The organism is Rhodococcus sp. O3, from assembly GCF_048897285.1.
GTDB lineage: Bacteria > Actinomycetota > Actinomycetes > Mycobacteriales > Mycobacteriaceae > Rhodococcus.
Map to the genome: position 1 here is coordinate 1 of NZ_JBMBTE010000091.1, position 21,038 is coordinate 21,038.

At 68.5% G+C, this 21,038-nt stretch carries 22 protein-coding genes and 1 pseudogene; 14 read left to right on the forward strand and 9 right to left on the reverse strand.

The window, feature by feature from the left end:
- A pseudogene (locus ACN675_RS21040) lies at window positions 1-1,630 on the forward strand (helicase HerA-like domain-containing protein); the annotation flags it as partial.
- Here ACN675_RS21040 and cmrA read toward each other — a convergent pair.
- A complete protein-coding gene (gene cmrA / locus ACN675_RS21045; RefSeq protein WP_420752690.1) occupies window positions 1,627-2,430 on the reverse strand; it encodes a mycolate reductase in 804 nt (267 codons plus the stop codon). The pseudogene ACN675_RS21040 and the gene cmrA sit on opposite strands and share 4 nt — an antisense overlap.
- A gap of 215 nt (window positions 2,431-2,645) precedes the next feature.
- Here cmrA and ACN675_RS21050 point away from each other — a divergent pair, with 215 nt between their 5' ends.
- The 3 genes from ACN675_RS21050 to ACN675_RS21060 all read left to right on the forward strand — a co-directional run bounded on the left by ACN675_RS21050 (window position 2,646) and on the right by ACN675_RS21060 (window position 5,678).
- A complete protein-coding gene (locus ACN675_RS21050) occupies window positions 2,646-3,188 on the forward strand; it encodes a TetR/AcrR family transcriptional regulator (protein WP_420752691.1) in 543 nt (180 codons plus the stop codon).
- Between the two features lie 182 nt (window positions 3,189-3,370).
- The gene (locus ACN675_RS21055) at window positions 3,371-4,267 is read left to right on the forward strand and encodes a hypothetical protein (RefSeq protein WP_420752692.1); all 897 of its coding nucleotides are present in this window, start codon (window positions 3,371-3,373) and stop codon (window positions 4,265-4,267) included.
- A 76-nt stretch (window positions 4,268-4,343) separates the two neighbouring features.
- Window positions 4,344-5,678 (forward strand): MFS transporter, encoded by a 1,335-nt coding sequence (locus tag ACN675_RS21060; protein WP_420752693.1) that lies wholly within the window; start codon window positions 4,344-4,346, stop codon window positions 5,676-5,678.
- A gap of 16 nt (window positions 5,679-5,694) precedes the next feature.
- On the opposite strand, the gene ACN675_RS21065 is transcribed toward ACN675_RS21060, so the two are convergent.
- Window positions 5,695-6,543, reverse strand: coding sequence for an acyl-CoA thioesterase (locus tag ACN675_RS21065; RefSeq protein WP_420752694.1), 849 nt, complete (start codon window positions 6,541-6,543; stop codon window positions 5,695-5,697).
- 91 nt (window positions 6,544-6,634) lie between these two features.
- On the opposite strand from ACN675_RS21065, the gene ACN675_RS21070 reads away from it, so the two are divergent.
- Complete coding sequence (locus ACN675_RS21070; protein ID WP_420752695.1) at window positions 6,635-7,228, forward strand: TetR/AcrR family transcriptional regulator; 594 nt, start codon at window positions 6,635-6,637, stop codon at window positions 7,226-7,228.
- A 9-nt stretch (window positions 7,229-7,237) separates the two neighbouring features.
- Here ACN675_RS21070 and ACN675_RS21075 read toward each other — a convergent pair whose 3' ends face one another.
- Complete coding sequence (locus tag ACN675_RS21075; protein ID WP_420752696.1) at window positions 7,238-8,071, reverse strand: alpha/beta fold hydrolase; 834 nt, start codon at window positions 8,069-8,071, stop codon at window positions 7,238-7,240.
- A gap of 23 nt (window positions 8,072-8,094) precedes the next feature.
- Window positions 8,095-8,736: a TetR family transcriptional regulator gene (locus ACN675_RS21080; protein WP_420752697.1), complete on the reverse strand. Its 642-nt coding sequence runs from the start codon at window positions 8,734-8,736 to the stop codon at window positions 8,095-8,097.
- Between the two features lie 149 nt (window positions 8,737-8,885).
- Between ACN675_RS21080 and ACN675_RS21085 the strand changes: the two genes are divergently transcribed.
- The 3 genes from ACN675_RS21085 to ACN675_RS21095 are packed head-to-tail and all read left to right on the forward strand — an operon-like array spanning window position 8,886 to window position 11,507.
- On the forward strand, window positions 8,886-9,983 hold the full coding sequence (locus ACN675_RS21085) for a ferredoxin reductase (protein ID WP_420752698.1): 1,098 nt from the start codon (window positions 8,886-8,888) through the stop codon (window positions 9,981-9,983).
- Between the two features lie 42 nt (window positions 9,984-10,025).
- Window positions 10,026-11,291 carry a fatty acid desaturase family protein gene (locus ACN675_RS21090; RefSeq protein ID WP_420752699.1) on the forward strand — a complete coding sequence of 422 codons (1,266 nt, stop codon included), beginning with the start codon at window positions 10,026-10,028 and terminating at the stop codon, window positions 11,289-11,291.
- 12 nt (window positions 11,292-11,303) lie between these two features.
- Window positions 11,304-11,507: a hypothetical protein gene (locus ACN675_RS21095; protein WP_197256773.1), complete on the forward strand. Its 204-nt coding sequence runs from the start codon at window positions 11,304-11,306 to the stop codon at window positions 11,505-11,507.
- Between the two features lie 59 nt (window positions 11,508-11,566).
- On the opposite strand, the gene gdhA is transcribed toward ACN675_RS21095, so the two are convergent.
- The gene (gdhA, locus tag ACN675_RS21100; protein ID WP_420752709.1) at window positions 11,567-12,910 is read right to left on the reverse strand and encodes an NADP-specific glutamate dehydrogenase; all 1,344 of its coding nucleotides are present in this window, start codon (window positions 12,908-12,910) and stop codon (window positions 11,567-11,569) included.
- Window positions 12,911-13,253: 343 nt separating this feature from the next.
- Complete coding sequence (locus ACN675_RS21105; protein ID WP_420752700.1) at window positions 13,254-14,291, reverse strand: helix-turn-helix transcriptional regulator; 1,038 nt, start codon at window positions 14,289-14,291, stop codon at window positions 13,254-13,256.
- 88 nt (window positions 14,292-14,379) lie between these two features.
- Here ACN675_RS21105 and ACN675_RS21110 point away from each other — a divergent pair, with 88 nt between their 5' ends.
- Both ACN675_RS21110 and ACN675_RS21115 read left to right on the forward strand, forming a co-directional pair.
- On the forward strand, window positions 14,380-14,844 hold the full coding sequence (locus ACN675_RS21110) for a hypothetical protein (protein ID WP_420752701.1): 465 nt from the start codon (window positions 14,380-14,382) through the stop codon (window positions 14,842-14,844).
- On the forward strand, window positions 14,841-15,245 hold the full coding sequence (locus ACN675_RS21115) for a DUF1304 domain-containing protein (RefSeq protein ID WP_420752702.1): 405 nt from the start codon (window positions 14,841-14,843) through the stop codon (window positions 15,243-15,245). Before ACN675_RS21110 ends, ACN675_RS21115 begins: the two co-directional genes overlap by 4 nt.
- 8 nt (window positions 15,246-15,253) lie before the next feature.
- On the opposite strand, the gene ACN675_RS21120 is transcribed toward ACN675_RS21115, so the two are convergent.
- On the reverse strand, window positions 15,254-16,000 hold the full coding sequence (locus tag ACN675_RS21120) for a Mut7-C RNAse domain-containing protein (RefSeq protein WP_420752710.1): 747 nt from the start codon (window positions 15,998-16,000) through the stop codon (window positions 15,254-15,256).
- Between the two features lie 114 nt (window positions 16,001-16,114).
- Between ACN675_RS21120 and ACN675_RS21125 the strand changes: the two genes are divergently transcribed.
- Together ACN675_RS21125 and ACN675_RS21130 are read left to right on the forward strand one after the other, a co-directional pair.
- On the forward strand, window positions 16,115-17,260 hold the full coding sequence (locus tag ACN675_RS21125; RefSeq protein WP_420752703.1) for a helix-turn-helix transcriptional regulator: 1,146 nt from the start codon (window positions 16,115-16,117) through the stop codon (window positions 17,258-17,260).
- 36 nt (window positions 17,261-17,296) lie between these two features.
- Entirely contained in the window at window positions 17,297-18,412 is a 1,116-nt protein-coding gene (locus ACN675_RS21130; RefSeq protein WP_420752704.1) for a glycosyltransferase, read from the forward strand.
- Window positions 18,413-18,510: 98 nt separating this feature from the next.
- Here the strand turns inward: ACN675_RS21130 and ACN675_RS21135 are convergent, their stop codons facing one another.
- A complete protein-coding gene (locus ACN675_RS21135) occupies window positions 18,511-19,317 on the reverse strand; it encodes a DUF5602 domain-containing protein (RefSeq protein ID WP_420752705.1) in 807 nt (268 codons plus the stop codon).
- Window positions 19,318-19,551: 234 nt separating this feature from the next.
- Between ACN675_RS21135 and ACN675_RS21140 the strand changes: the two genes are divergently transcribed.
- A complete protein-coding gene (locus ACN675_RS21140) occupies window positions 19,552-20,214 on the forward strand; it encodes a PaaI family thioesterase (protein ID WP_420752706.1) in 663 nt (220 codons plus the stop codon).
- Between the two features lie 11 nt (window positions 20,215-20,225).
- Here the strand turns inward: ACN675_RS21140 and ACN675_RS21145 are convergent, their stop codons facing one another.
- Window positions 20,226-20,393, reverse strand: a complete 168-nt coding sequence (locus tag ACN675_RS21145; RefSeq protein WP_420752707.1) for a hypothetical protein — start codon at window positions 20,391-20,393, stop codon at window positions 20,226-20,228.
- Window positions 20,394-20,477: 84 nt separating this feature from the next.
- Between ACN675_RS21145 and ACN675_RS21150 the strand changes: the two genes are divergently transcribed.
- Window positions 20,478-20,951 (forward strand): hypothetical protein, encoded by a 474-nt coding sequence (locus ACN675_RS21150; RefSeq protein ID WP_420752708.1) that lies wholly within the window; start codon window positions 20,478-20,480, stop codon window positions 20,949-20,951.
- Window positions 20,952-21,038 lie beyond the last annotated feature (87 nt).

The following is a 21,038-nucleotide window of genomic DNA, read 5'->3' on the forward strand; positions in this document are numbered from 1 at the left end:
CCGAGGCCGACGCTGCAGCGGAGAAGGCCGAAGCCGGGGCTGAGACGACCTCGGAGAGCATGCCCGCCGAGGCAGCCGAAGCCGAGGGCCCGGCCGCCGAGATCGCCGCCGGTTACGCCTTCTCCGGCGCTGCCCTCGAACTGGGCACCGTCGTGCACGACGGCGTCGTCGCTCCGAACGCCCGGGTCAGAATTCCGCTGGCCATGATGAACCGGCACGGTCTGATCGCCGGCGCGACCGGCACCGGCAAGACCAAGACTCTGCAGGGGATCGCCGAGCAGCTGTCCGCCGCGGGCGTGCCGGTGGTGATGGCCGACGTCAAGGGCGACCTGTCCGGTCTGTCCGCGCGCGGGGAGAGCAGCGACGCGCTCGTCACCCGCGCCGCCGAGACCGGCGATCCGTCGTGGACACCTGCCGGCTTCCCGACGCAGTTCTTCTCGCTCGGCACCGAGGGCATCGGCATCCCGGTGCGCGCGACCGTCACGGCGTTCGGTCCGATCCTGCTGAGCAAGGTGCTCGGCCTGAACACCACCCAGGAATCGACGCTCGGGCTGATCTTCCACTGGGCCGATCAGCGGGGCATGGCGCTGCTCGACCTCAAGGATCTGCGGCAGGTCATCGCGTACCTGACCAGCGACGAGGGCAAGGCCGACCTCAAGGGCATCGGCGGTGTCTCGGCCGCGACCGCGGGCGTCATCCTGCGCGCGATCGTCAACCTCGAGGCCGACGGCGGCGACACGTTCTTCGGTGAACCGGAGTTCGACACCGAGGATCTGCTGCGCGTCCTCGGCGGCAACGGGGTGATCAGCCTGTTCGAGCTGGGTGCCCAGGCCGCGCGTCCCGTGCTGTTCTCCACGTTCCTGATGTGGGTGCTCGCCGACCTGTTCCAGACCCTGCCCGAGGAAGGCGATCTGGACAAGCCGAAGCTCGTCTTCATCTTCGACGAGGCCCACCTGCTGTTCGCGGACGCGTCGAAGGCGTTCCTGCAGCAGGTCGAGCAGACCGTCAAGCTCATTCGCTCGAAGGGCGTCGGCGTCTTCTTCTGCACGCAGCTGCCCACCGACATACCGAACGCGATCCTGTCCCAGCTGGGGCACGGGTGCAGCACGCGTTGCGCGCGTTCACGCCCGACGACCAGAAAGCGCTCACCAAGACGGTCCGTACCTACCCGAAGACGGCGTTCTACGACCTGGAGAAGTCGCTGACCTCGCTCGGGACCGGTGAAGCGATCGTCACCGTGCTGTCCGAGAAGGGTGCCCCGACGCCGGTCGCGTGGACCCGGATCCGGCCGCCGCGCTCGCTGATGGACACCGTCGGTGACGACGCGATCCGCACTGCCGCCCAGGGTCATCCGCTGTTCGCGAAGTACGGGCAGACCATCGACCGCGAATCCGCGTACGAGATGCTGACGGCGAAGGTCGCGGGCGCGCCGAACGTCGATCCGCCGCTGGACGTGCCGCCGCTGCCGGACCTGACCGAAACGATGCCGGCCCCCCGGGACGAGGGGCCGACGATCGTCGAACAGGTGCTGGGCAGCTCCGCGATGAAGAGCTTCCTGCGGTCCGCGGCCTCGGCTGCGGGCCGGGAAATCTCCCGCAGCATCTTCGGCACCGGCCGCAAGCGGCGTTAGCCGCCGAGCTTCTTGTAGAAGGTGCCGACGATCGGGGCGACGATCGCGCGCGGGGTGTAGTTGCCCGCGACCGACATCGCCTTGCTGATCAGGCCGGGCACGATGCGCATGCGGTTCTCGGCGAGCGCGTCGAGCGACACCTTCGCGGTGTGCTCGCTCGAGATCCACAGGAAGTCGGGGACGAGCTTGTCGACGATCGACGCCTCGGCCGGATCCGGGGTCTCGGTGCGCACCGGGCCGGGCGCGAGCAGGGTGACGTTCACGCCGGTGCCCTTGAGCTCACCGCGCAGCGACTCCGAGAAGGTGTTGACGAACGCCTTCGTCGCGGCGTACGTCGCGTTGTTCGGGATCGGCATGTTGCCTGCCGCCGATCCGACGTTGAGGATCGCGCCGGACCGTCGCTCGACCATCTGCGGCAGCACGGCGAGGGTGAGGTCGTGCACGGCGACCGCATTGAGTTCGACCTGCGCGCGCTCGTACGCCGGATCCAGGCCGGACACGGGTCCGAACGTGGCGATACCCGCGTTGTTGCACAGGATGCTGACGTGACGGTCGGCCAGCTCCTCGACCAGCTCGGCGCGAGCGTCGCGGTCGGACAGGTCGCAGGCGCGCACCTCGACGGTAACGCCGTGCTTCTCGCGGAGTGTCGTGGCGAGCTCTTCCATCACTTCGCCGCGACGGGCAACGAGAATGAGCGAGTGGCCGCGCGCTGCGAGCTCGGTGGCGAGGGCCTCACCGATACCGGAGGAGGCGCCGGTCACGACCGCGCGGGCGTCTGGGGTGGGGTTCGGCAGAGTCACGGTGGGTCAGCCTAGCCGCCGTCCGGCCGCAACCGATCGGCCGTGTCGTTCGAACCAATCCTCCTAAACGGGGAGGTTGGTCGGTATTGTTCGCAGGGCAGGTTGCGAAGCGCTGCCGAGGCCTACCGGCTCGGTGCGGTCGAACGAAGTGAGGGATCGTGGTCACAACTGTCACGGACGGTCGAACAGCCCGCGCGGAACGCACTCGCAGGGCAGTGGTGGAGGCACACATCGCGCTGCTCCGGGCGGGCATGCTCAAGCCCACCGGCGCGCAGGTCGCGGAACAGGCCGGCGTCTCGCTGCGGGCACTGTGGGTCAACTTCAACGACCTCGACACCCTGATGGCATTCACCGGCGCGGAGATGCTGCGGCGCCAGGACGAAATGTTCGAGCCGGTGCCCGCGCACCTGCCGCTGTCGGACCGGATCGACGGGTTCTGCCGGCAGCGCGCGCGGCTGCTCGAGTTCATCGCCCCGTATGCGCGGGCGTCGCTCCTGCGCCAGCAGTTCTCCGAAGCGCTCAAGATTCATCGCGCGCGCTGCATCGCGCGGGTCACCGACGAGGTGAAGATCCTGTTCGCCCGCGAACTCGCAACCCTCGACCGGGACCGGCGCGACCGCCTGGTCTACGCGCTCGGAGCCGCCGCGACCTGGGGGTCGTGGGCCGTTCTGCGCGACGAGTTGCAGCTCGGCGTCGACGAGGCCACCGCCGTGATGCGGCAGTCGGTGGCAGGCCTGCTGGCCGGCGCCACCGTCTAGACAGGTCGAGAACGACGGTTGGTGTTCCGAAATATCGGTACACCAACCACTGTTTCGGGCACCTTCCGGGCGCCGCAGAGCTGATCCGGAAGTTGTCCACAGGCAGCCGCTCCGTCCACAGGAGCGGCGAATTCGGCGGTCTCCGGACGGATCGCCGCACTACGCTGCGGCACGATCACCGCATGGAGGATCCACGAGTGCTGACGCGCGCACACCTACTCGCGATCGGAGTGTCCGCTTTCGAGATCACGCGCGACCTTCGACACGGTGAACTGGTTCCGATCGCGCACGGCGTCCATCTGCGGAGGTGCGACCACGACGCGCTCGACGACACCGGCCGGCACCGCGTGCTCGCGCGTCACCTCGGCTCGACGCTGAGCCCGGGACACGTGATCAGCCACGTCTCCGCCGCGGTCCTGCACGGGGCGCCGGTGTGGAATCTTCCGCTCACGCGTGTGCATGTGTCGCGGTCACCGAGCTCGGGCGCACGACGGAGGGGACGATTGCACCTCCATGCGGCGCGGTTGGCGGAGGCAGACCTCGCGACGGTCGACGACGTGCCGGTGACGTCGGTGGCGCGGACGATCGCGGACGTGGCGCGCACTGCTCCGCGCCCGCAGGCGGTTGTCATCGGCGATGCGCTCCTGCGCAACGATCCCGCGGCGGTGGCCGCATTGCCTCGCATCCTGGACGCTGCGGGCGGGCTCAACGGTGTCGCACGAGCCCGGGCGGTCGCAGGGTTCCTGGACGCGCGCAGCGAGAGCGTCGGCGAGTCGTTGTCGCGGGTACGCATCGAGGAGGCGGGTCTGCCCCGTCCACACCTCCAGCACGAGGTCGTCACGCGGGACGGTCGCCGGTTCCGCCTCGACTTCTTCTGGCAGGAGTTCGGGATCGTCGGAGAGTTCGACGGGACAGGCAAGTACTCGGACCGGCGCGATCTCGTCGCCGAGAAGTTCCGGGAGGACGCGGTGCGCGACCTCGGCTTCGAGGTCATCCGGTGGAGCTGGGTGGAGCTGGACCACTTCGACGTCGTCGTACAGCGTTTCGAGCGTGCCCGCGCACGTACAAGACGGACGTGACGGTCGGGGTACCGAAATATCGGTACACCAAGCGTCATGTGGGGCGGTTGTCGAAGGGCCGGTTTAGGCTGCGGGCATGAGCGCACACACGGCCGCGCCGGCGGGAATCGGGACGGCGACGACGCGGCGGCAGGTCTTCGCGTGGGGCCTGTGGGACTGGGGGTCGGCCGCGTTCAATGCGGTGATCCTCACGTTCGTGTTCTCCGTGTACCTCACCGACGCCGTCGGCGACGACCTGCCCGGAACCATCTCGGCGAGTACATGGTTGGGCTGGGCCCTGGGCATCGCGGGGTTCGTCATCGCGGTCACCGCACCCGTCTCCGGGCAGCACTACGACGCGACCGGCCGTCGCAAGCGCTCCCTCGCGGTGCTCACGTTCGTCACCGTCGCGGCGATGGCCGGGATGTACTTCGTGCGCGACGACTACCACTACCTGTGGCTGGGGCTGGTGCTGCTCGGTGTGGGATCGGTGATCGTCGAGCTCGCCCAGGTGCCGTACAACGCGATGCTGCGGCAGATCTCCACCGAGCAGAACATCGGACGGGTATCCGGATTCGGTTGGTCCATGGGCTATTTCGGTGGCATCGTGCTGCTGTTGTTGTGCTACACGGGCTTCATCGCCGGTGACGGCGACACCCGCGGATTCCTCGGGTTGAGCACCGACGACGGCACCAACATCCGGTTGGTCGCGCTGCTCGCCGCAGCGTGGTTCGGGATTTTCGCGATCCCGGTGCTGCTCGCTGTTCCCGAACTGCCGCCGACCGGCGTCCATCCCGGGGCCGAGAAGGGCCGCATCACCGAGGCGTACCGGGTGCTGTGGCGCGATCTGCGGGAACTGTGGACCGCGGATCGCCGCACGGTCTGGTTTCTCGGCGCGTCGGCGTTGTTCCGCGACGGCCTTGCCGGGGTCTTCACGTTCGGGGCGGTACTGGCAGTGACCGTCTACGGCATCGGGACGGGTGACGTGCTGCTGTTCGGTGTCGCGGCCAATGTCGTGGCCGCGCTCGGTGCGCTCGTCGCGGGCCGCATCGACGACCGGGTCGGCCCGAAGGCGGTCATCGTCGTCTCGCTCGCCGCGATGATCGTCGTCGGCGTCGTTCTGCTCGCGGTGTCCGGGCCGCTGCTGTTCTGGATCTTCGGGCTGCTGCTGTGCCTGTTCGTCGGGCCCGCGCAGGCGTCGGCACGCACCTTCCTGGCGCGGATCACGCCGCCGGGCCGGGAAGGGCAGATGTTCGGGCTCTACGCCACCACCGGCCGGGCGGTGTCCTTCCTGGCGCCGACGTTGTTCGGTTTCTTCGCCTGGGGTTTCGGCACGGACCGCGCGGGCATCGCCGGGCTGCTCGTGGTGCTCGGCGCCGGCCTGGCGGCGCTGCTGGCCGTGCGGGCGCCGGAACGTGCGGGTCGGCCCTGAAGGCCGGAGACCGGGGTCAACCCTTGAAGTAGACCAGCTGGTGGGTGGTCGCGAGCAGCTCGCCGTCGCTGCTCCACAGCTCGCCGGACTGATCGAAGTAGCCCTTGCCGAAGTGCTGCGAGCGCGCCGTCGCGAGGACGGACGCGTCGGACTGGCGGGCCAGGGCGTGCTCGTCGGCGTGGAAGTACACGGTCAGCGACACGGTCCCGGCGGGCATGTACTGGCCGCGGCGCAGGAATACCCGCGGGAAGAACACATCGGCCAGCGCGGTCAGTGCTGCGAAGTCCAGTGGTCGCGGGGGAGTGTCCCGCACCCACAGCGTCGTCGTCGAATCCGGGTTCTCGCCGGTCTCCGGGCCGGGCACGGCGCCTTCGACGAAGCGCATCTCGTAGTTGCGTGACCAGGCGATGAACTCCGGCAGCGACTGTTGGGCGGCGTCCTGCGCCGGGGGTGCGTCGGGTGCGACGGCTTCGGTCGACGACCAGGTCTCGCGGTGGGTACCGAACACCGCGGTCGCGGTGGTCGTGACCGCCCCCTCCTGCGACAGTTCGATCGACCAGTGCTGGGTGGAGCGGTTGGTGCGCACCGGACGAGCGACGATCTCGAATTCGCCGTCCGCCAGCGGGCCGCAGTAGTTGACCGTGAGCGAGAGGGGCACGCCGAGAACCACGGGATGCTGCTGGACCGCGCGCAGCAGAGTCGCGGCCGTGATGCCGCCGAACGGCCCGACCATGTTCGCGTACGCCGGGTGCGTGCGGCCCGTGTAGCGGTGCGCGTCGGCGGCGACGAGGGCGACGGCGTCGTCGAAGACGTGGGTGCCGGTTCCGCAGACGTCGGTGTCGCGGGAGGTGTCGAGTTCGGTCACGGTGGACTCCTGACGTCCTGGAACTGGGCTTCTAAGTATGACAACATACATAATGCGAGAGGGCAATCCCCATCGGATCGAGGAGGGTGTGATGGCACGGCGGCAGGACGGGTCCCCGGGACCGCGCGCGGCGATGACGGCCAGCGCGGTGGCCCTGATGCGGGAGCGCGGCGTGGCCGCGACGTCGTTCGCCGATGTCCTCGCACACAGCGGCGCCCCCCGAGGATCGATCTACCACCACTTTCCCGGCGGCAAGGCCCAGCTGATCGAGGAAGCCACCCGCTCGGCCTCGGACCGGCTGACCGACAAGATCCAGGGGATCCTCGACTCCGGCGACACCGTCACCGCCGTCCGGTCGCTCGTCGACCTGTGGAGGCGGGAGCTCGAGACCACCGACTACGCCGCGGGGTGCCCGATCGTGGCGGCGGCGCTCGGCACCGAAGCGTCGGCCCGCGACATCGCCGGGATCTCGTTCGCGCGCTGGAGCGAGATGATCGGTGCGCGGCTCGTGGGCGACGGAGTCGACCCCGCCCGCGCAGCGACCCTCGCGACGATGCTCCTCAGCGCGCTCGAAGGCGGGTTGATCCTGGCGCATGCGCAGCGCAGCGCGGCACCGCTCGACGCGGTCGTCGGGGAACTCGAACTGCTGTGCCGGGCGGCGGGAGCGGTGACGCCGACCGAATGAGGGCGGCAGTCAGCCCGCGATGCGCACCCGGATCGACTCGGCCAGTGCCGCCGGTTGCTCCTCGGGAATCCAGTGGCTCACGTCGTCGAGCACGACGAAGTCGTAGTCCGCTTCGGTGAACTCGCCGCACCGTTCGGCGGCGGCCCGGCCGACCGCGACGTCGGCGGTGCTCCACACGTAGGTGGTGGGCACCTTCACCGACGGAAGGTCGCGGAAGTCGCGGCTCATCGCCCGGTACCAGTTCAGCGCGGCGGTCATCGCGCCGGGCGCGGTGAGCACCCGCACGTACTCGTCCACAGCAGCGTGATCGGGCATCGGGTTGTACATCGCGCGCAGCCGCCGGGCGCCGTTGTCGAGCAGCGCCGACTCGGCTTTGCCCTCCATCCGGAACAGCTTGATGTACGCGGAGCGGGACTTCTGGTCGGCGTCGTGCTGCAGCGCCCAGCTGTAGGCGCCGGGGTGCGGCACCGACACCGCGGTGAGTGTGCGAACGCGATCGGGATGACGTGCAGCGAGATGCCAGCCGACGACCGCGCCGAAGTCGTGCCCGGCCACGTGCGCCGCCTCGATACCGAAACTGTCGAGCAGGCCGAGGACGTCGCCGACCAGTTCACCGACCGCGTACGCGGACACCTCGGTGGGCCGGGCGCCGGGGGAGTAGCCCCGCTGGTCGGGGACTATCACCCGCAGGCCCGCGTCGGCGAGCAACCGCCCCGCCGGTTCCCAGCTGCGCCCGGTTTCGGGGAAGCCGTGCAGCAGCACGAGCGGAGGGCCGTCTTCGGGGCCGGCGACGCGGACGTCGAATGTGAGGTCTCCGAGCGCGACGCGGCTGATCTCGAACATGGCGTCACCGTACGGTGTGGCGGTCACTCGTGGGCCGGTTTCCAGACCCCCATGCCGAGAATGATCAGGCGCATCTGCTTCTCACCGCGGGCGATCACCGCGGCCTCGTCCGGTCCGCCCGTTTCGACGGCGAGCAGGTCGACGGCCACCTCGAGCAGAGCGACGACGAGCAGGGCTGCGGCCATCTCCAGGTCGTCGTCGCTCCACTCGCCGAGTCCCGCCATGCTGCCGAGGTCGACTGCGAGTTCCACTGTGAGCAAATGCAATTCGTCGTTGACGGCGCGGGACACCTCGGGTGATCCGCCGTGCCGTTCGCGCGCGAGGAAGCGGAACGAGGCCTCGTGGGTGCGGATCTGCTCGACGAGGACGGCCAGCGAGGCGCGAGCGTTGTCGCCGGCGCTGCGGGCGCGGCGCGCATCGCGCAGCACCTGCCGGAGCACGCGCATCGTGTCGGCGGCCAGGGTGACACCGAGTTCGTCCATCGAGGCGAAATGCCGGTAGAACGCGGTGGGAACGATCCCGGCCCCGCGGGCGACCTCTCGCAGGCTCACCGTGGAGAAACTCCGATCCGCCGACAATTCGAGTGCGGCGTCGAGCAGTGCACGGCGCGTGCGTTCCTTGCGGGCGGCCCGGGTCGCGGGTTCGGGGACGGGAACTACGGACACGGACCCGAGTCTATGCAGAGCGGCATCCGCGAATCGAAAATCGGTGTAACGGGGGTCACTCACGTGTTGACAGGTGGCGGGTGGGTGCTGCAACACTATTTCAGTGTACAAGTGTGCACTAGAAATCCGATCGGTCGGGAGGCCCCGCCATGGTCGCTTCACCCCTCACTCGCACCACCGCTGCCCGCCGCACCACCAAGGCGGTCACCGGCGCACTGCGGCTGATGTCCTGGCCGCACCACCCGGATCGCTACCTCGAGCTGCTGAATCCGCTGCTCACCACACAGGACACGCGGGCGCGGATCGTCGACATCGACCGCACCGTGCCCGAGATGGCCACGATCACGCTGCGCCCGGCCCGCCGCTGCAGATTCGAGGCCGGTCAGCACATCCAGCTCGGCGTCGTCGTCGACGGGGTCCGGCACACCCGCTGCTACTCGCCCTCGAACTCGCAGTACGACGACCGGATCGTCCTCACCGTGCGGGCCCACCCGGACGGTCTGGTGTCCCGCTACCTGCACGACTCCGCCCGGCCGGGTGACGTCGTCGACCTCGGAGCGGCCGACGGCGACTTCGTTCTCCCGCCGGTCCGTCCGGATCGGTTGCTGCTGGTCAGCGGCGGCAGCGGTATCACCCCGGTGCTGTCGATGTTGCACACCCTCGCCGACGAGGGGCACACCGGCGCGATCACCTTCCTGCACTACGCACGCACCCCCGCGGACGTGCCGCAACGCGCGAGACTCGACGAACTCGCCGCTCGCGCCAACGTCGAGGTCGTCCTGGTCTGCACCCGCGGAGACGGTGGCCACCTGCGCGGTCGTTTCCGACGCGAACACCTCGACGCCGTCGTCCCCTGGTTCACCGAGACCCCCACCTATGCGTGCGGACCGGCCGGCCTGACCGCACGCATCCGTGAGGTCTACCGCGACGTCGGCGCCGAACATCGTTTGCGCACCGAAGAATTCACCCTACCTTCCCTCGACACGAGCGATGCCGCCGGCGAGGTCAGGTTCGCCGCATCCGGAGTGGTCGCGGACAACACCGGCGCCACCCTGCTCGAGCAGGCCGAAGCCGCCGGTCTGAGCCCCGATCACGGATGCCGCATGGGTATCTGCCACACCTGCACCACGATCCGCCGATCCGGTTGCACCCGCGACGTCCGCACCGGCGAACTCGACGCCGAACCCGACACGCGCATCCGGATCTGCGTCAACGCGCCGGTCGGTGACGTCGCAGTCGACCTGTAGACCCGGTCGATTCGACCGGCCCCGAAACCTTTGGAGGACATCATGTTCGGATTGTCCCTACCCGCGATACCCTTCCTGCCGTTCCTGTCCGGGAACCGTGACCCCGAGCCGGAGCCGGTGGTCCTGAGCCGCGATCAGGTCGACGAGATCGGCCGGGAGCTCGACGCCCTGCGCGAGCGCACCGTCGCCGCCCTCGGCTCCGAGGACCGCGAGTACATCTACCGGGTCATCAAGGCGCAGCGAGGATTCGAGGTGGCCGGCCGCGGCCTGCTGTTCCTCGGGTTCCTGCCCCCGGCCTGGATCGCCGGTACCGCCGCGCTGAGCGTGTCGAAGATTCTCGACAACATGGAGATCGGGCACAATGTGATGCACGGCCAGTACGACTGGATGCGTGAGCCCGCTCTGAATTCCCGTGTCTTCGAATGGGATACGGTGTGCCCGTCGGATCAGTGGCGCCACTCGCACAACTTCGTGCACCACACCTACACCAACATCCTCGACATGGACCGCGACATCGGATACGGCATCCTGCGCATGGACCCCGCGCAGCCGTGGAAGCCGTACTACCTGGGCAACCCGCTCTATGCGGCAGTCCTGATGGTGGTGTTCGAGTGGGGTGTGATGCTGCACGACGCCGAGGCCGACCGCGTGCTGTCCGGCAAGCGCGACATCCGCGAGTTGGGTCCGCTCGCGCGCGGTTGGTGGCACAAGGCCGGCCGGCAGGTGCTCAAGGACTACGTCGTGTTCCCGCTGCTCAGCGGCCCGCTGTTCGTGCCGACCCTGCTCGGCAACGCCGCCGCGAACCTGGTGCGCAACGTGTGGGCGTTCTCCGTCATCTTCTGCGGGCACTTCCCGTCCGGCGTCCAGTCGTTCACACCGGAGGAGACCGCCGACGAATCCCGCGGCGAGTGGTACGTGCGCCAGTTGCTCGGCAGCGCGAACATCAGCGGATCGCCGCTGATGCATCTGATGACCGGCAACCTGTCCCACCAGATCGAGCACCACCTGTTCCCGGATCTGCCGGCCCGCCGCTACCCGCAGATCGCGCCGCAGGTGAGGGCTCTGTGCGAGAAGCACGGCCTGCCCTACAACACCGGGGGACTGCTCCGGCAGGTCGCGTCGGTGTGGCGCAAGATCTTCAGGCTCGCGCTGCCGCCCTCCTGGGTGTCCGACCAGCGTGAGACCGCGGTCGTCATCGAGCGTCGCCCACGTCCCGAACCGGCGGTCGTCGAGCCCGAGCCCGGCGAGGAGTTGGAGGAGGCGCGAGGGGCCGGTGCTGCGCGTACGCTCGTCCACGACACCGTCTGAGGGGGAGAACGCATGGTTGGACGCTTCGAACGCAACAAGGACACGGTCCAGGAATTGACGGAATCCGCCGCGACCCACGTCGGGAACATCGCCGGCATCATCGCCGGTGCCGTGCGGGACGTCACCCGCGAGATCGGCAACTGGATCTCCGATGGTATCGAGATGCGCGAGGCTGCGCGCAAGGCGCAACTCGACCACGACGAGACCACCGGCTGACCTGCACCGACACGAAAGGCCCGCTCGAACGAGCGGGCCTTCGTGTGGATCGGGGTGGATCAGATGACACCCAGTGCGAACATCGCGTCGGCGACCTTCACGAAGCCGGCGATGTTGGCGCCGTGGATGTAGTCACCCGGCTTGCCGTACTCGGCGGCCGTCTCGACACATGTGCTGTGGATGTCGCGCATGATGCCGGCCAGGCGCTCGTCGGTGTAGTCGAAGTGCCACGAATCGCGCGAGGCGTTCTGCTGCATCTCCAGCGCGGAGGTGGCCACACCACCGGCGTTCGCGGCCTTGCCCGGCGCGAACGCGACACCGGCGTCACGGAAGACCGCGATGCCACCCGGCGTGGTCGGCATGTTCGCACCCTCGGCGACGACCTTGACACCGTTGTTGACGAGCACCTTCGCGGCCGCCTCGTCGAGCTCGTTCTGGGTGGCACACGGCAGTGCGATGTCGCACGGCACGTTCCAGATGTTGCCGCCGGAGTAGAACTCGGCGTCGCCGCGCTCGTCGACGTACTCGGAGATGCGGCCCCGTCGGACCTCCTTGATCTCCTTGAGCAGGTCCAGGTCGATGCCGGCCTTGTCGACGATGTAGCCCGACGAGTCCGAGCACGCGACGACCTTGCCGCCGAGCTGGTGGATCTTCTCGATGGCGTAGATGGCGACGTTGCCGGAGCCGGAGACGACAGCGGTACGACCCTCGAGGGTGGTGCCGGCCGCCTTGGCCATCTCGTTGACGAAGTACGCCGCGCCGTAACCGGTCGCTTCCTTGCGGACCTGCGAGCCGCCCCAGGTGAGGCCCTTGCCGGTGAGGACACCGGACTCGTAGGAGTTGGTGAGGCGCTTGTACTGGCCGAACAGGTAGCCGATCTCGCGGCCGCCGACGCCGATGTCACCGGCCGGCACGTCGGTGTACTCACCGATGTGGCGGTGCAGCTCGGTCATGAAGGACTGGCAGAAGCGCATGATCTCCTGCTCGGAGCGCCCCTTCGGGTCGAAGTCCGAGCCGCCCTTGCCGCCGCCGATGGGCAGGCCGGTCAGTGCGTTCTTGAAGATCTGCTCGAAGCCGAGGAACTTGACGATGCCGAGGTTGACGCTCGGGTGGAAGCGCAGGCCACCCTTGTAGGGGCCGAGCACGCTGTTGTACTGCACGCGGAAACCGCGGTTGACGTGCACGTTGCCCTGGTCGTCGATCCACGGCACACGGAAGATGATCTGCCGCTCGGGCTCGCAGAGCCGCTCGATGAGTCCGGATTCGAAGTAACGGGGATGCCGGTCCAGCACGACGTGCAGAGATTCGAACACCTCGGCCGCCGCCTGATGGAACTCCGGTTCACCTGCGTTGCGAGCCTTGACCTGCTCGTAGATCTCTTCGATGCGGTCCGCGGTCGACACGCCCACCTGCCTGACTGTGAGAACACTGTTACATGACATTTACCTAAGTCACTATAGGCCGTAACAACGACAGATCCTTCATCAGGACCCAAGGTGGGAGAAAAGACACAGTGCCCATCGCCCCAGGGAATCGCCGCAGGTGAGGGCCACGAACCGGATTTTCGGCGCATTCTTCCGCCGCGGTTCGCTCGTCCGGCGTGAGGTTCGAATGGCGGCGACCACGGCGATCTGTTAGTGCGGCGCCGCCGCATCGAACCGGTGCGTCACCGCTCGACGGCGGCCTCGAACCATATGCCTTTCCGGCGGTCCCAACCGCCGCAACGGCACTCCGGCGCGAAGCGCCTCAGCCCTGCCGTCCGGCCAGGAGCGCGGCAAGTTCCGCCCGGCTGCCCGCTCCCGTCTTCCCGTACACCGACTTGAGGTGGTCCTGCACGGTGTTCGCACTGATCCGCCGACGCCGTGCTATCTCGGCCGTCGGCAAACCCGCCAGAACGTCGGTGCACACGTCCCGTTCGCGCGCGGTGAGCGCGTAGGCCGTGAACATGAGGTCGGTGAACTCGTCCACCGGGGCCGGTTCGAGGGTGACCACCGTGCGGCTGTCGTCGCCGTCGGCGTCCAGGGCGGTCGCGCGCACCAGAACCCAGTACCCGTGCCCGTCGCTGATGTGGGCGCGGAAGACCCCGGACGGGCTCGATCGTGCCCCGAACGTCGCCGCGCGCAACAGCACCGCCAGTCGCACCGGGCCGGTCAGCCGGTCCTGCCAAAGACGGGCCGCCGCGGTGAGCGCGACGGGTGCACCCGACGTGTCGGTCAGCACCACCGCGGGACCCGGATCGTCCCCGGGGTGCGGCCGCAGCGTGTGAACGGCGGCGGCGCGCGTCGCCGCGGCCAGAGCTGGGGCGACCATCGTCAGGAACTCGACCTCGCGATCGGTGAAGTCCGTTCCGGAACGCACGAATCCTGCTGCACCCCAGCAATATCCGTCGACGGTGAAGGCCACTCGCAGCTCGCGGTCGAGTCCGAGCGGTTTCCACACCGCGCCGTGCCGGAGACTCTGCGCGACGTCGGACGCCGGGAGATCGGACGCCCGGACGGCCGTCCGCCCGCTGCGGGCTACCTCGGCGAAGGTCGCGGGATCGTGTCCGCCGCATTCGGATTCGGCGAGCAGCGGTTCGTACTCGCTGGGGATGCGGTCGCGCCCGCTGGTCATCGAACCGATCGTCAGTGTCCTCGGATCGATCAGCGCCCAGCACGTCAGGTCGCTGCGCACGGTACGGCCGACCAGTTCGATGGACCGTCGGTGTAGTTCGGCGACGCCCGCGCCGGTGCCCGCCAAGGCGAGGATGTCCCGGCGCAGTCGCTCTGCCCGCAGTTCGAGCATGAGCTCAGTATGCGCCGGTTCCTACTGCCCTCGACATCCCCGATTCCTGGGATGTCCCTACCGATTCCGCCCGACCTAATGTCACGGTATGTCAGGGTTTCATCTCGAACGGTCCGGTGCGGGCACGCGGCTGTCGCTCCCGGACGCCGATGTCACGGTCCTCTCGTCCCGCGAGCACACCGGCGGCGCCTACGAACTCATGTTGGTCGAGGCGCCACGTCTCGGTGAACCGCCCCCGATGCACGCGGAGTCCTGGGCCAAGACATACCACCTGCTGCGCGGCCGGATCCGGGTCCACGCCGACGGCGCGAGCTGCGATCTCGCGCCGGGAGATTCCCTCGACATCGCCGCGGGGACGATGAACACCTTTTCGGTGCTCACCGCGGATGCGGTGTTCCTTCTCGTCAGTGCCGGTACGGCGATGAGCAGTTTCTTCGCCGACCTTGCCGGTGTGCTGCGCGAACAGCATGCCCCGGAGGATCTGCCCGGCCTGCTGGCCGCGCTGACAGGCCGGTACGACATCCGGTTCAGTGAACGGAGTGGGTCGTCATGATCGTCGTCGCCCAGGTCGCCGCCCTCATCGCCGCCGCGGTGCATCTGCTGGCCTTCGCGTGGGAGTCGATCCTGTTCCTCCGGCCCGGCGTCCACCTGGACGTGTTCCGCGTGCCCACCGAGGACGTCCCTCCGGTACGGATGTGGGCCTTCAACGTGGGCTTCTACAACCTGTTTCTCGGATCGGGCGCGATCGTCGGTGTCGCCCTGTGGTGGGCCGGCCAGGACACCCCGGGCCGCACCCTCGTCATCTACACGTGCGCGTTCATGTTCCTGGCCGGGATCGCACTGTTCGCCTCGGACCGGATGGCGATGAGCAGACCCCGCGGGGCTGGTGTGGTCGGTTCGTTGTGCCAGACCGTGCCGTCACTGGTAGCGCTCCTGGCGCTCCTCGTCGCGTAGGCGCAGGCTCATACTCGCGCGCGGATCGTCTCCACGAGCGTGACGAGCCGATCGTGGTGCGATCCTGCCCAGAAGACCCGGCCGCAGCCGACGCAGCGCCGGAAGTCGTCGTAGTACCGGCGGGTCAGGGGCTCGAGCTGATCGAGAACCTCCGACTTGGGCACCTCCACGAGCGGATCGTTGCAGCGCATGCACCGGGTGAACGGTGCGAGCCGGGACGTCAGATCGAGCCGCCGGACGACCTCGACGACCTGCTCGACCGGATCGACCGCGTGCACGAAGAGACCGTGGGTGATCACCTTGCGGGCGAGCAGGCCGCGGTCCCGGGTCAGGAGGATGCGCTGGTCGTCGGTGCTGACGCGGGCGAGCGTCTCGTCGGCCGCGGTGGGGGACCATTGCACGTCGAACCCGAGCAGGCGCAGGTAGCGGGCCAGCTTGCCGACGTTGACGTCGGCGACGAACCGCGGGTCGCGCAGCGGTGCCGGCCGTAGCCGTTCGATCGGTTCGATGCCCAGTGCCTCGAAGACCGGATACACCGCGATGCGGGCGCCGGTGCGCGGCCGGTATCCGAAATCGACGGGCTCGCCGTCGACGACGATCAGGTCGATCTCCGTGTGCGGGATGCCCATCGCCTCGGCGACGTCCTTGACGGTCTGATGGGGCCGGAACGGCCGGCGCGAGGCGACGCCCCGGCATTCGGCGGCGACGAACGCGTTGAGTTCGGCGTACGGGCGGACCTCCACGAAACCGGTCACAGCTGTCATCGTCCGGCCGTGTCGTGCATCCGCGCAACCCGGGACGGGTGCACTCGACGCACCCCCACCTGTGAGGGGTACCGACGGCGAAGTCGGCCTGCGCATACTGAGGACATGGCCGACAAGCGGAGTGTGGCCGCGAATCGGACGGTCGAGGCGCTGCGCTCGTCCATCCGAGATGCCGCGCTCGCCACCGACAATCCGTTCGACTTCGCGCAGGCCGCGCTGAGCGTGATCCGCAGACGGATTCCGTTCGATCGGGGCATGGTGGGCACGGCCGATCCGGCCACGCTGATGATCACGTCGGCGACGATGGTCGACGTCACGGACCCGACCGGCCGCGCGGTCGAGATCGTCGCCGAACTGGAGTACGGCACTTCGCCCTACGCCAACACCTACGGCAGGCTCGCCCGGAAACCGGAGGGCGCCCAGATGATCCGCGACGCCATCGACGGCGATGTGCGGGATGCCCTGCCGTATCAACAGATACTCGAGCCGCTCGGGATGGACGACGAGGTCCGTCTGGTCTTCCGCGGGCGTGACAACCGGGTGTGGGGCGGCGGGACGCTCATGCGCGGACCGGGCCACCGGTTCGGCGATGCAGACGTGAAAGCGCTCGCCGAGATTGCTCGCGAGATCGGAGAAGGCCTGCGCCTGTCGCTGATCCGGCAGGCGCCACAGATGGTGGCGGAGGTGTCCGACGGCCCCGCCGTGGTGATCGTGGGGGAGGACGACGAGGTGGAGTCGGTGACCCCGCGAGCATTGGAATTTCTCGATCGGATGGGCGGCGACTCGCAGGTACGGATGATGCCCGCGGTCGCGGCGGCCGTGCGTTTCCGGAATTCGGGGGACGTGGTGGTCACCCGGATGCGCACCGCCGACGGCGAATGGCTGGTGCTGCGCGCAGGGCGACTCGACGGCCGGGGAGCGGCGGGCCGGGTAGTCGTCACGCTGGAACCGGCCCATCCCGCGCAGGTCGTGGCGCTGGTGACCGACCTGTACCGACTCACCGCGCGGGAGTCGGAGGTGCTCGGACATGTCCTCGCGTGTGAGACGCGGGCGGAGATCGGGCAACGAATGTTCATCAGTCCCTACACCGTCCAGGACCACCTGAAGAGCATCTACGCCAAGATCGGCGTCAACAGCCGTCAGGAACTCGTCGCGCACCTGTTCTTCGCCCATCATCTGCCGCACTTCGGTGCGCCGGTGGGACCGGACGGCTCGTTCGTCGGGACGACACGAAGCGGACAGAACCCGTAGCTACCGGTCGGGGCGCCGTGGAGAGGGAGGAACGTCGTGTCCGACATCCTGATCGTGACGTTCGAAGCCGGCGGCAATGTGCTGCCGGCGCTGGGTATCGGCAGGGAACTGCATCGCCGCGGTCACCGCGTCCGGGTTCTCGGGCACGCGATGCAGCAATCGCAGATCGAGTCTGCCGGGCTCGAGTTCCGGGCCTACCGGAACTCGCCGACGTGGCGCCCACACGACCAGCTGAGCACGTGGACGGTCCTGACGATGGGGATCACGATGGTCACCGCACCGGGAGTCGGGCAGGATCTCCGGGACGAGGTGCGCGCCGATCCGGCCGACCTGGTGGTCGTCGACTGCATGCTGTTCAACGCGCTCGATGCGGCCGCGCGCGAGGGACTGCGGCACGTCGCGCTGTTCCATACCTTCTACGCGATGTTCTACGGATCGTTCCGGCGCGGCCCCTTCGGTATCGTCGCCCGAACGAAAGGGCTCGGTCCCCGGCGTGTGTGGCACGGCTCCGATCTCGAACTGGTGTGCTCGGACCCGGCGTTCGATCCCGCTGCTCGCGACGGGGCCGGGCGGACGAACGGGCACGTGGTGTGGACCGGGGCGGTGCACGAGGTCCGGGAGGCGGCGGTGGGTCGCACCCCGCCGCGGGTGCTGGCCAGTCTCAGCACGGCCGGATTCGCGGGCCAGCGCAGGACACTGCAGAACATCCTCGACGCTGTCGAGGGCGCCGACGTCGAGCTGGTCGTCACGACCGGACCCTCGGTCGATCCCGCGGGATTCCGTGTTCCGCAGAATGTGTCCGTCCACCGGTACGTTCCGCACAACGAGCTGATGCCGGAATGCTCCGCGGTGATCGGGCACGGAGGGCACGCAACCACGTTCCGGGCTCTCGCGCACGGTCTTCCGATGCTGATCATGCCCATGTCACCACTTACCGACCAGCCGGCGGTCGGGAAGGCGGTGGCTGACGCCGGTGCCGGGAAGGTGCTCCGCAGGACGGCCGGCCCCGACAAGATCCGCGACGCAATCGACGATCTGGTTCATTCGGAGCGCTACCGGACCGCGGCGGCCGCGCTCGGCACCCGGATCCGGGGCACCGACGGTGCCGCGGCCGCTGCCGATCGGCTTCTCGCGCTGGTCGACTCACCGTGACAGGTACGTCCCTCACGGACCCGCTCGGCCGTCAGTCATCCGCCGTGACGATCGTCGGAGCGGATGACTGAGCGCGCCGCGGCTAGGTGCCACGGGTCTCAGGACCCGGTGCGGTACACCATCCCGGACAGGGTGATCTCGAATTCCTGTGTGCTGTCGTCGAATCGGACGGTGTAGACGGTGGGGTAGTACGCGGACTTCTGGTAGGCCTGAGGTTGTTTGATGCTCTCCTGCAAGCTCGGCTCGGTGAGCAACCATGCGCGGGTGATCATCGGTTCCATGAACGTGAAGGTGCCGTCCCAGGATCCGTTGATGAAGGTCTCGGTGAAGTCGTAGACGCCCGGGATCATGCCTTCGGTCGCGTCGACCCAGTGCGTCCCCATGAACGGCACCGCCAGCTCCGATGCCAGGGCGCCGGGCGGGGCGACGTAATCGCGCGGCATGTACCGGGCGTCGGGAAAGTGGGCGGCCTGCGCGGCGAAGCCGGGTGACGCCGGATCGATCCGCATGATCGACGCCATGTCGGTCATGTAGAAATGGAAGTCGAAATGAGGCTTACCGAAAAGGGTTTCGGGTTCGTGTCCGTGCGGGTTCCAGTTGAGCATCAGGTGATCGAAGGCCGTCGCGGACGCCTCCGCCGGGAACTCGAGCATGAGCATGGCGGGTTCGGCGGGCAGGCCGTCGAGTGCGGCCGCCGAAAGCCGGACGCCGACCGCGGTCGGTTCACCGCCGGGGTCCACGGAGGCGAAGGTTCGAACCACGCCGTCACCGAGGTTCCCGGCGGCGCCGAAGGAGGTGCGGCTCCCGTCCGGAGCCGCGGTCGCGCTGTACCAGGACAGCCCTCCCGCAACCAGGAACGCCGCAAACGTCAGTCCTGCGGATCGGAACAGCCGGTGATGCCGCATCGTCCGACCTCCTCGTCGAGATACGTTCTTCTGCTATAGGATTCGCGCTCGATCGAGGCTCCTTCCTGTGCGCTCAGTATCGGACGACCCCGTGCCGCCGAACCATCCCTCGGACGAGGGATTGTTGCGACCGTGCGCGTGGACCGTGTCCCGGTCACCGGAACCCGAGATTGACACCGTCGACTCCGCGCAGTTCGAATCCGGCGACCGTGTCCCGACACCGCAGGAGCCCGCATGACCGACGTCATCAGCCTCTACATCAACGACGGCCTGTCCGAAGACGAGGTCGCGCGGCAGGCCGCGCTCTACGGACCGCTGGTCGAGGACATCCGCGCGCTCATTCCGCTCGGGATCTCCACCCAGGCCGACGACGACGAGATCCGCCGGGCTCGCGAACACCTCGCGGCGGCCGCAGCGATCCTCGGGAGGCGACGCGACCCCGGACCGTACGGGACACGGTTCAACGACGCCGGCCAATTCCGTTCCTGGGGCAACGCTGCATTGGGGCTGCGCAACGCAGTGGCTCCGCCGCTCAAAATGAACACCGACCCGGACGGCCGGGTATGGACGGACTTCCACCTGCACATCGGCTACGAGGGGCCGGCCGGCCACACCCACGGGGGCATCTTGGCGCTCGTCCTCGACCAGGTCCTCGGTGACGCCGCCCGTGTCGGGGCCTCACCCGGCATGACAGGCACCCTCACCCTCCGCTACCGCAAGCCCACCCCGCTCGGCGACCTGCACGCCGAGGCGAAGCTCGACCGCCGCGAGGGTCGCAAGGGATTCGTCACCGGCCACATCGCCGGGCCCGACGGGATCTGCGTGGAAGCGGAAGGCATCTTCATCTCCCCACCGTGGATCGAGGATGCGCGGGCCAAGATCGACGCGCAGGACTGAATCCGGGGGAGTCAGTCGTCGAGTCGCTCGGCCTTCGCAATCGCCGCCTGCAACTGCTCGAGCAGTGTCCGGGCCTGCGCGAGGTCGAGCGCGACACCGATGCCGTCGAGAAGATCGAGTACGACGGTCGGTCCGTTCGCGCGTGCAGTGACAGGGTGTTCGCCGGTCGTCTCGGTCACGAGCGGATCCTCTCGTCGGGCGGAGTGTGGTTTCCGGTCCAGTGTGCCGCGAAGAACCGGCGCCGGGAGGCGAGACGAAGAGGGGTGTTGGTGCGCCTCCATGAATCCCTTTCAAGCCAACGTACCCCGTTTCGGCATCTGATCGACAGTGTCGGGGACGCGGCGCAGGCCGATGACGGTGTCGTGAACGTCACACTGGAGCGACGCACGTCAGTGTCACGACCCCGCGCTAATCGCAAGCTGGAGCCGGACGAGGTTGCGGCGTTGGTCCGACGCTACCGAGAGGGTGCCACGGTCTACGAGCTTGCCGAAGAGTTCGGTATGCACCGTCAGACGGTCAGTGCACACCTGTACCGTGAAGGCATTGCGCTGCGGTCGCGCGTGCGGATGACGCCGCAGCTCCTCGCCCGCGCGACCGATCTGTACGAAGCTGGATGGTCGACCGTGCAGATCAGCAAGGAGCTAGGCCTTGGGGCGAGCACGGTAGGCAAGGCGCTGAAACGAGCAGGAGTGGCGATGCGGGCGCCAGTGGCGGAGCGGTGGAAGTCGATCCCTTAATGCACTCGCTGCACGGTAAGCCCGCTCGAACATCACCGCTGCCGCCCGCGCTGCAACTGGCGACGTTCAGATCGTCGCGTTGTCTGC

What these genes read in the sequence shown, in the direction of transcription:
- ACN675_RS21055 (WP_420752692.1), top strand. Translation starts at nt 3,371, where the DNA reads ATGGAGGATCCACGAGTGCTGACGCGCGCACACCTACTCGCGATCGGA.
- ACN675_RS21060 (WP_420752693.1), top strand. Translation starts at nt 4,344, where the DNA reads ATGAGCGCACACACGGCCGCGCCGGCGGGAATCGGGACGGCGACGACG.
- ACN675_RS21070 (WP_420752695.1), top strand. Translation starts at nt 6,635, where the DNA reads ATGGCACGGCGGCAGGACGGGTCCCCGGGACCGCGCGCGGCGATGACG.
- ACN675_RS21075 (WP_420752696.1), bottom strand. Translation starts at nt 8,071, where the DNA reads ATGTTCGAGATCAGCCGCGTCGCGCTCGGAGACCTCACATTCGACGTC.
- ACN675_RS21085 (WP_420752698.1), top strand. Translation starts at nt 8,886, where the DNA reads ATGGTCGCTTCACCCCTCACTCGCACCACCGCTGCCCGCCGCACCACC.
- ACN675_RS21090 (WP_420752699.1), top strand. Translation starts at nt 10,026, where the DNA reads ATGTTCGGATTGTCCCTACCCGCGATACCCTTCCTGCCGTTCCTGTCC.
- ACN675_RS21095 (WP_197256773.1), top strand. Translation starts at nt 11,304, where the DNA reads ATGGTTGGACGCTTCGAACGCAACAAGGACACGGTCCAGGAATTGACG.
- ACN675_RS21105 (WP_420752700.1), bottom strand. Translation starts at nt 14,291, where the DNA reads ATGCTCGAACTGCGGGCAGAGCGACTGCGCCGGGACATCCTCGCCTTG.
- ACN675_RS21110 (WP_420752701.1), top strand. Translation starts at nt 14,380, where the DNA reads ATGTCAGGGTTTCATCTCGAACGGTCCGGTGCGGGCACGCGGCTGTCG.
- ACN675_RS21115 (WP_420752702.1), top strand. Translation starts at nt 14,841, where the DNA reads ATGATCGTCGTCGCCCAGGTCGCCGCCCTCATCGCCGCCGCGGTGCAT.
- ACN675_RS21125 (WP_420752703.1), top strand. Translation starts at nt 16,115, where the DNA reads ATGGCCGACAAGCGGAGTGTGGCCGCGAATCGGACGGTCGAGGCGCTG.
- ACN675_RS21135 (WP_420752705.1), bottom strand. Translation starts at nt 19,317, where the DNA reads ATGCGGCATCACCGGCTGTTCCGATCCGCAGGACTGACGTTTGCGGCG.
- ACN675_RS21140 (WP_420752706.1), top strand. Translation starts at nt 19,552, where the DNA reads ATGACCGACGTCATCAGCCTCTACATCAACGACGGCCTGTCCGAAGAC.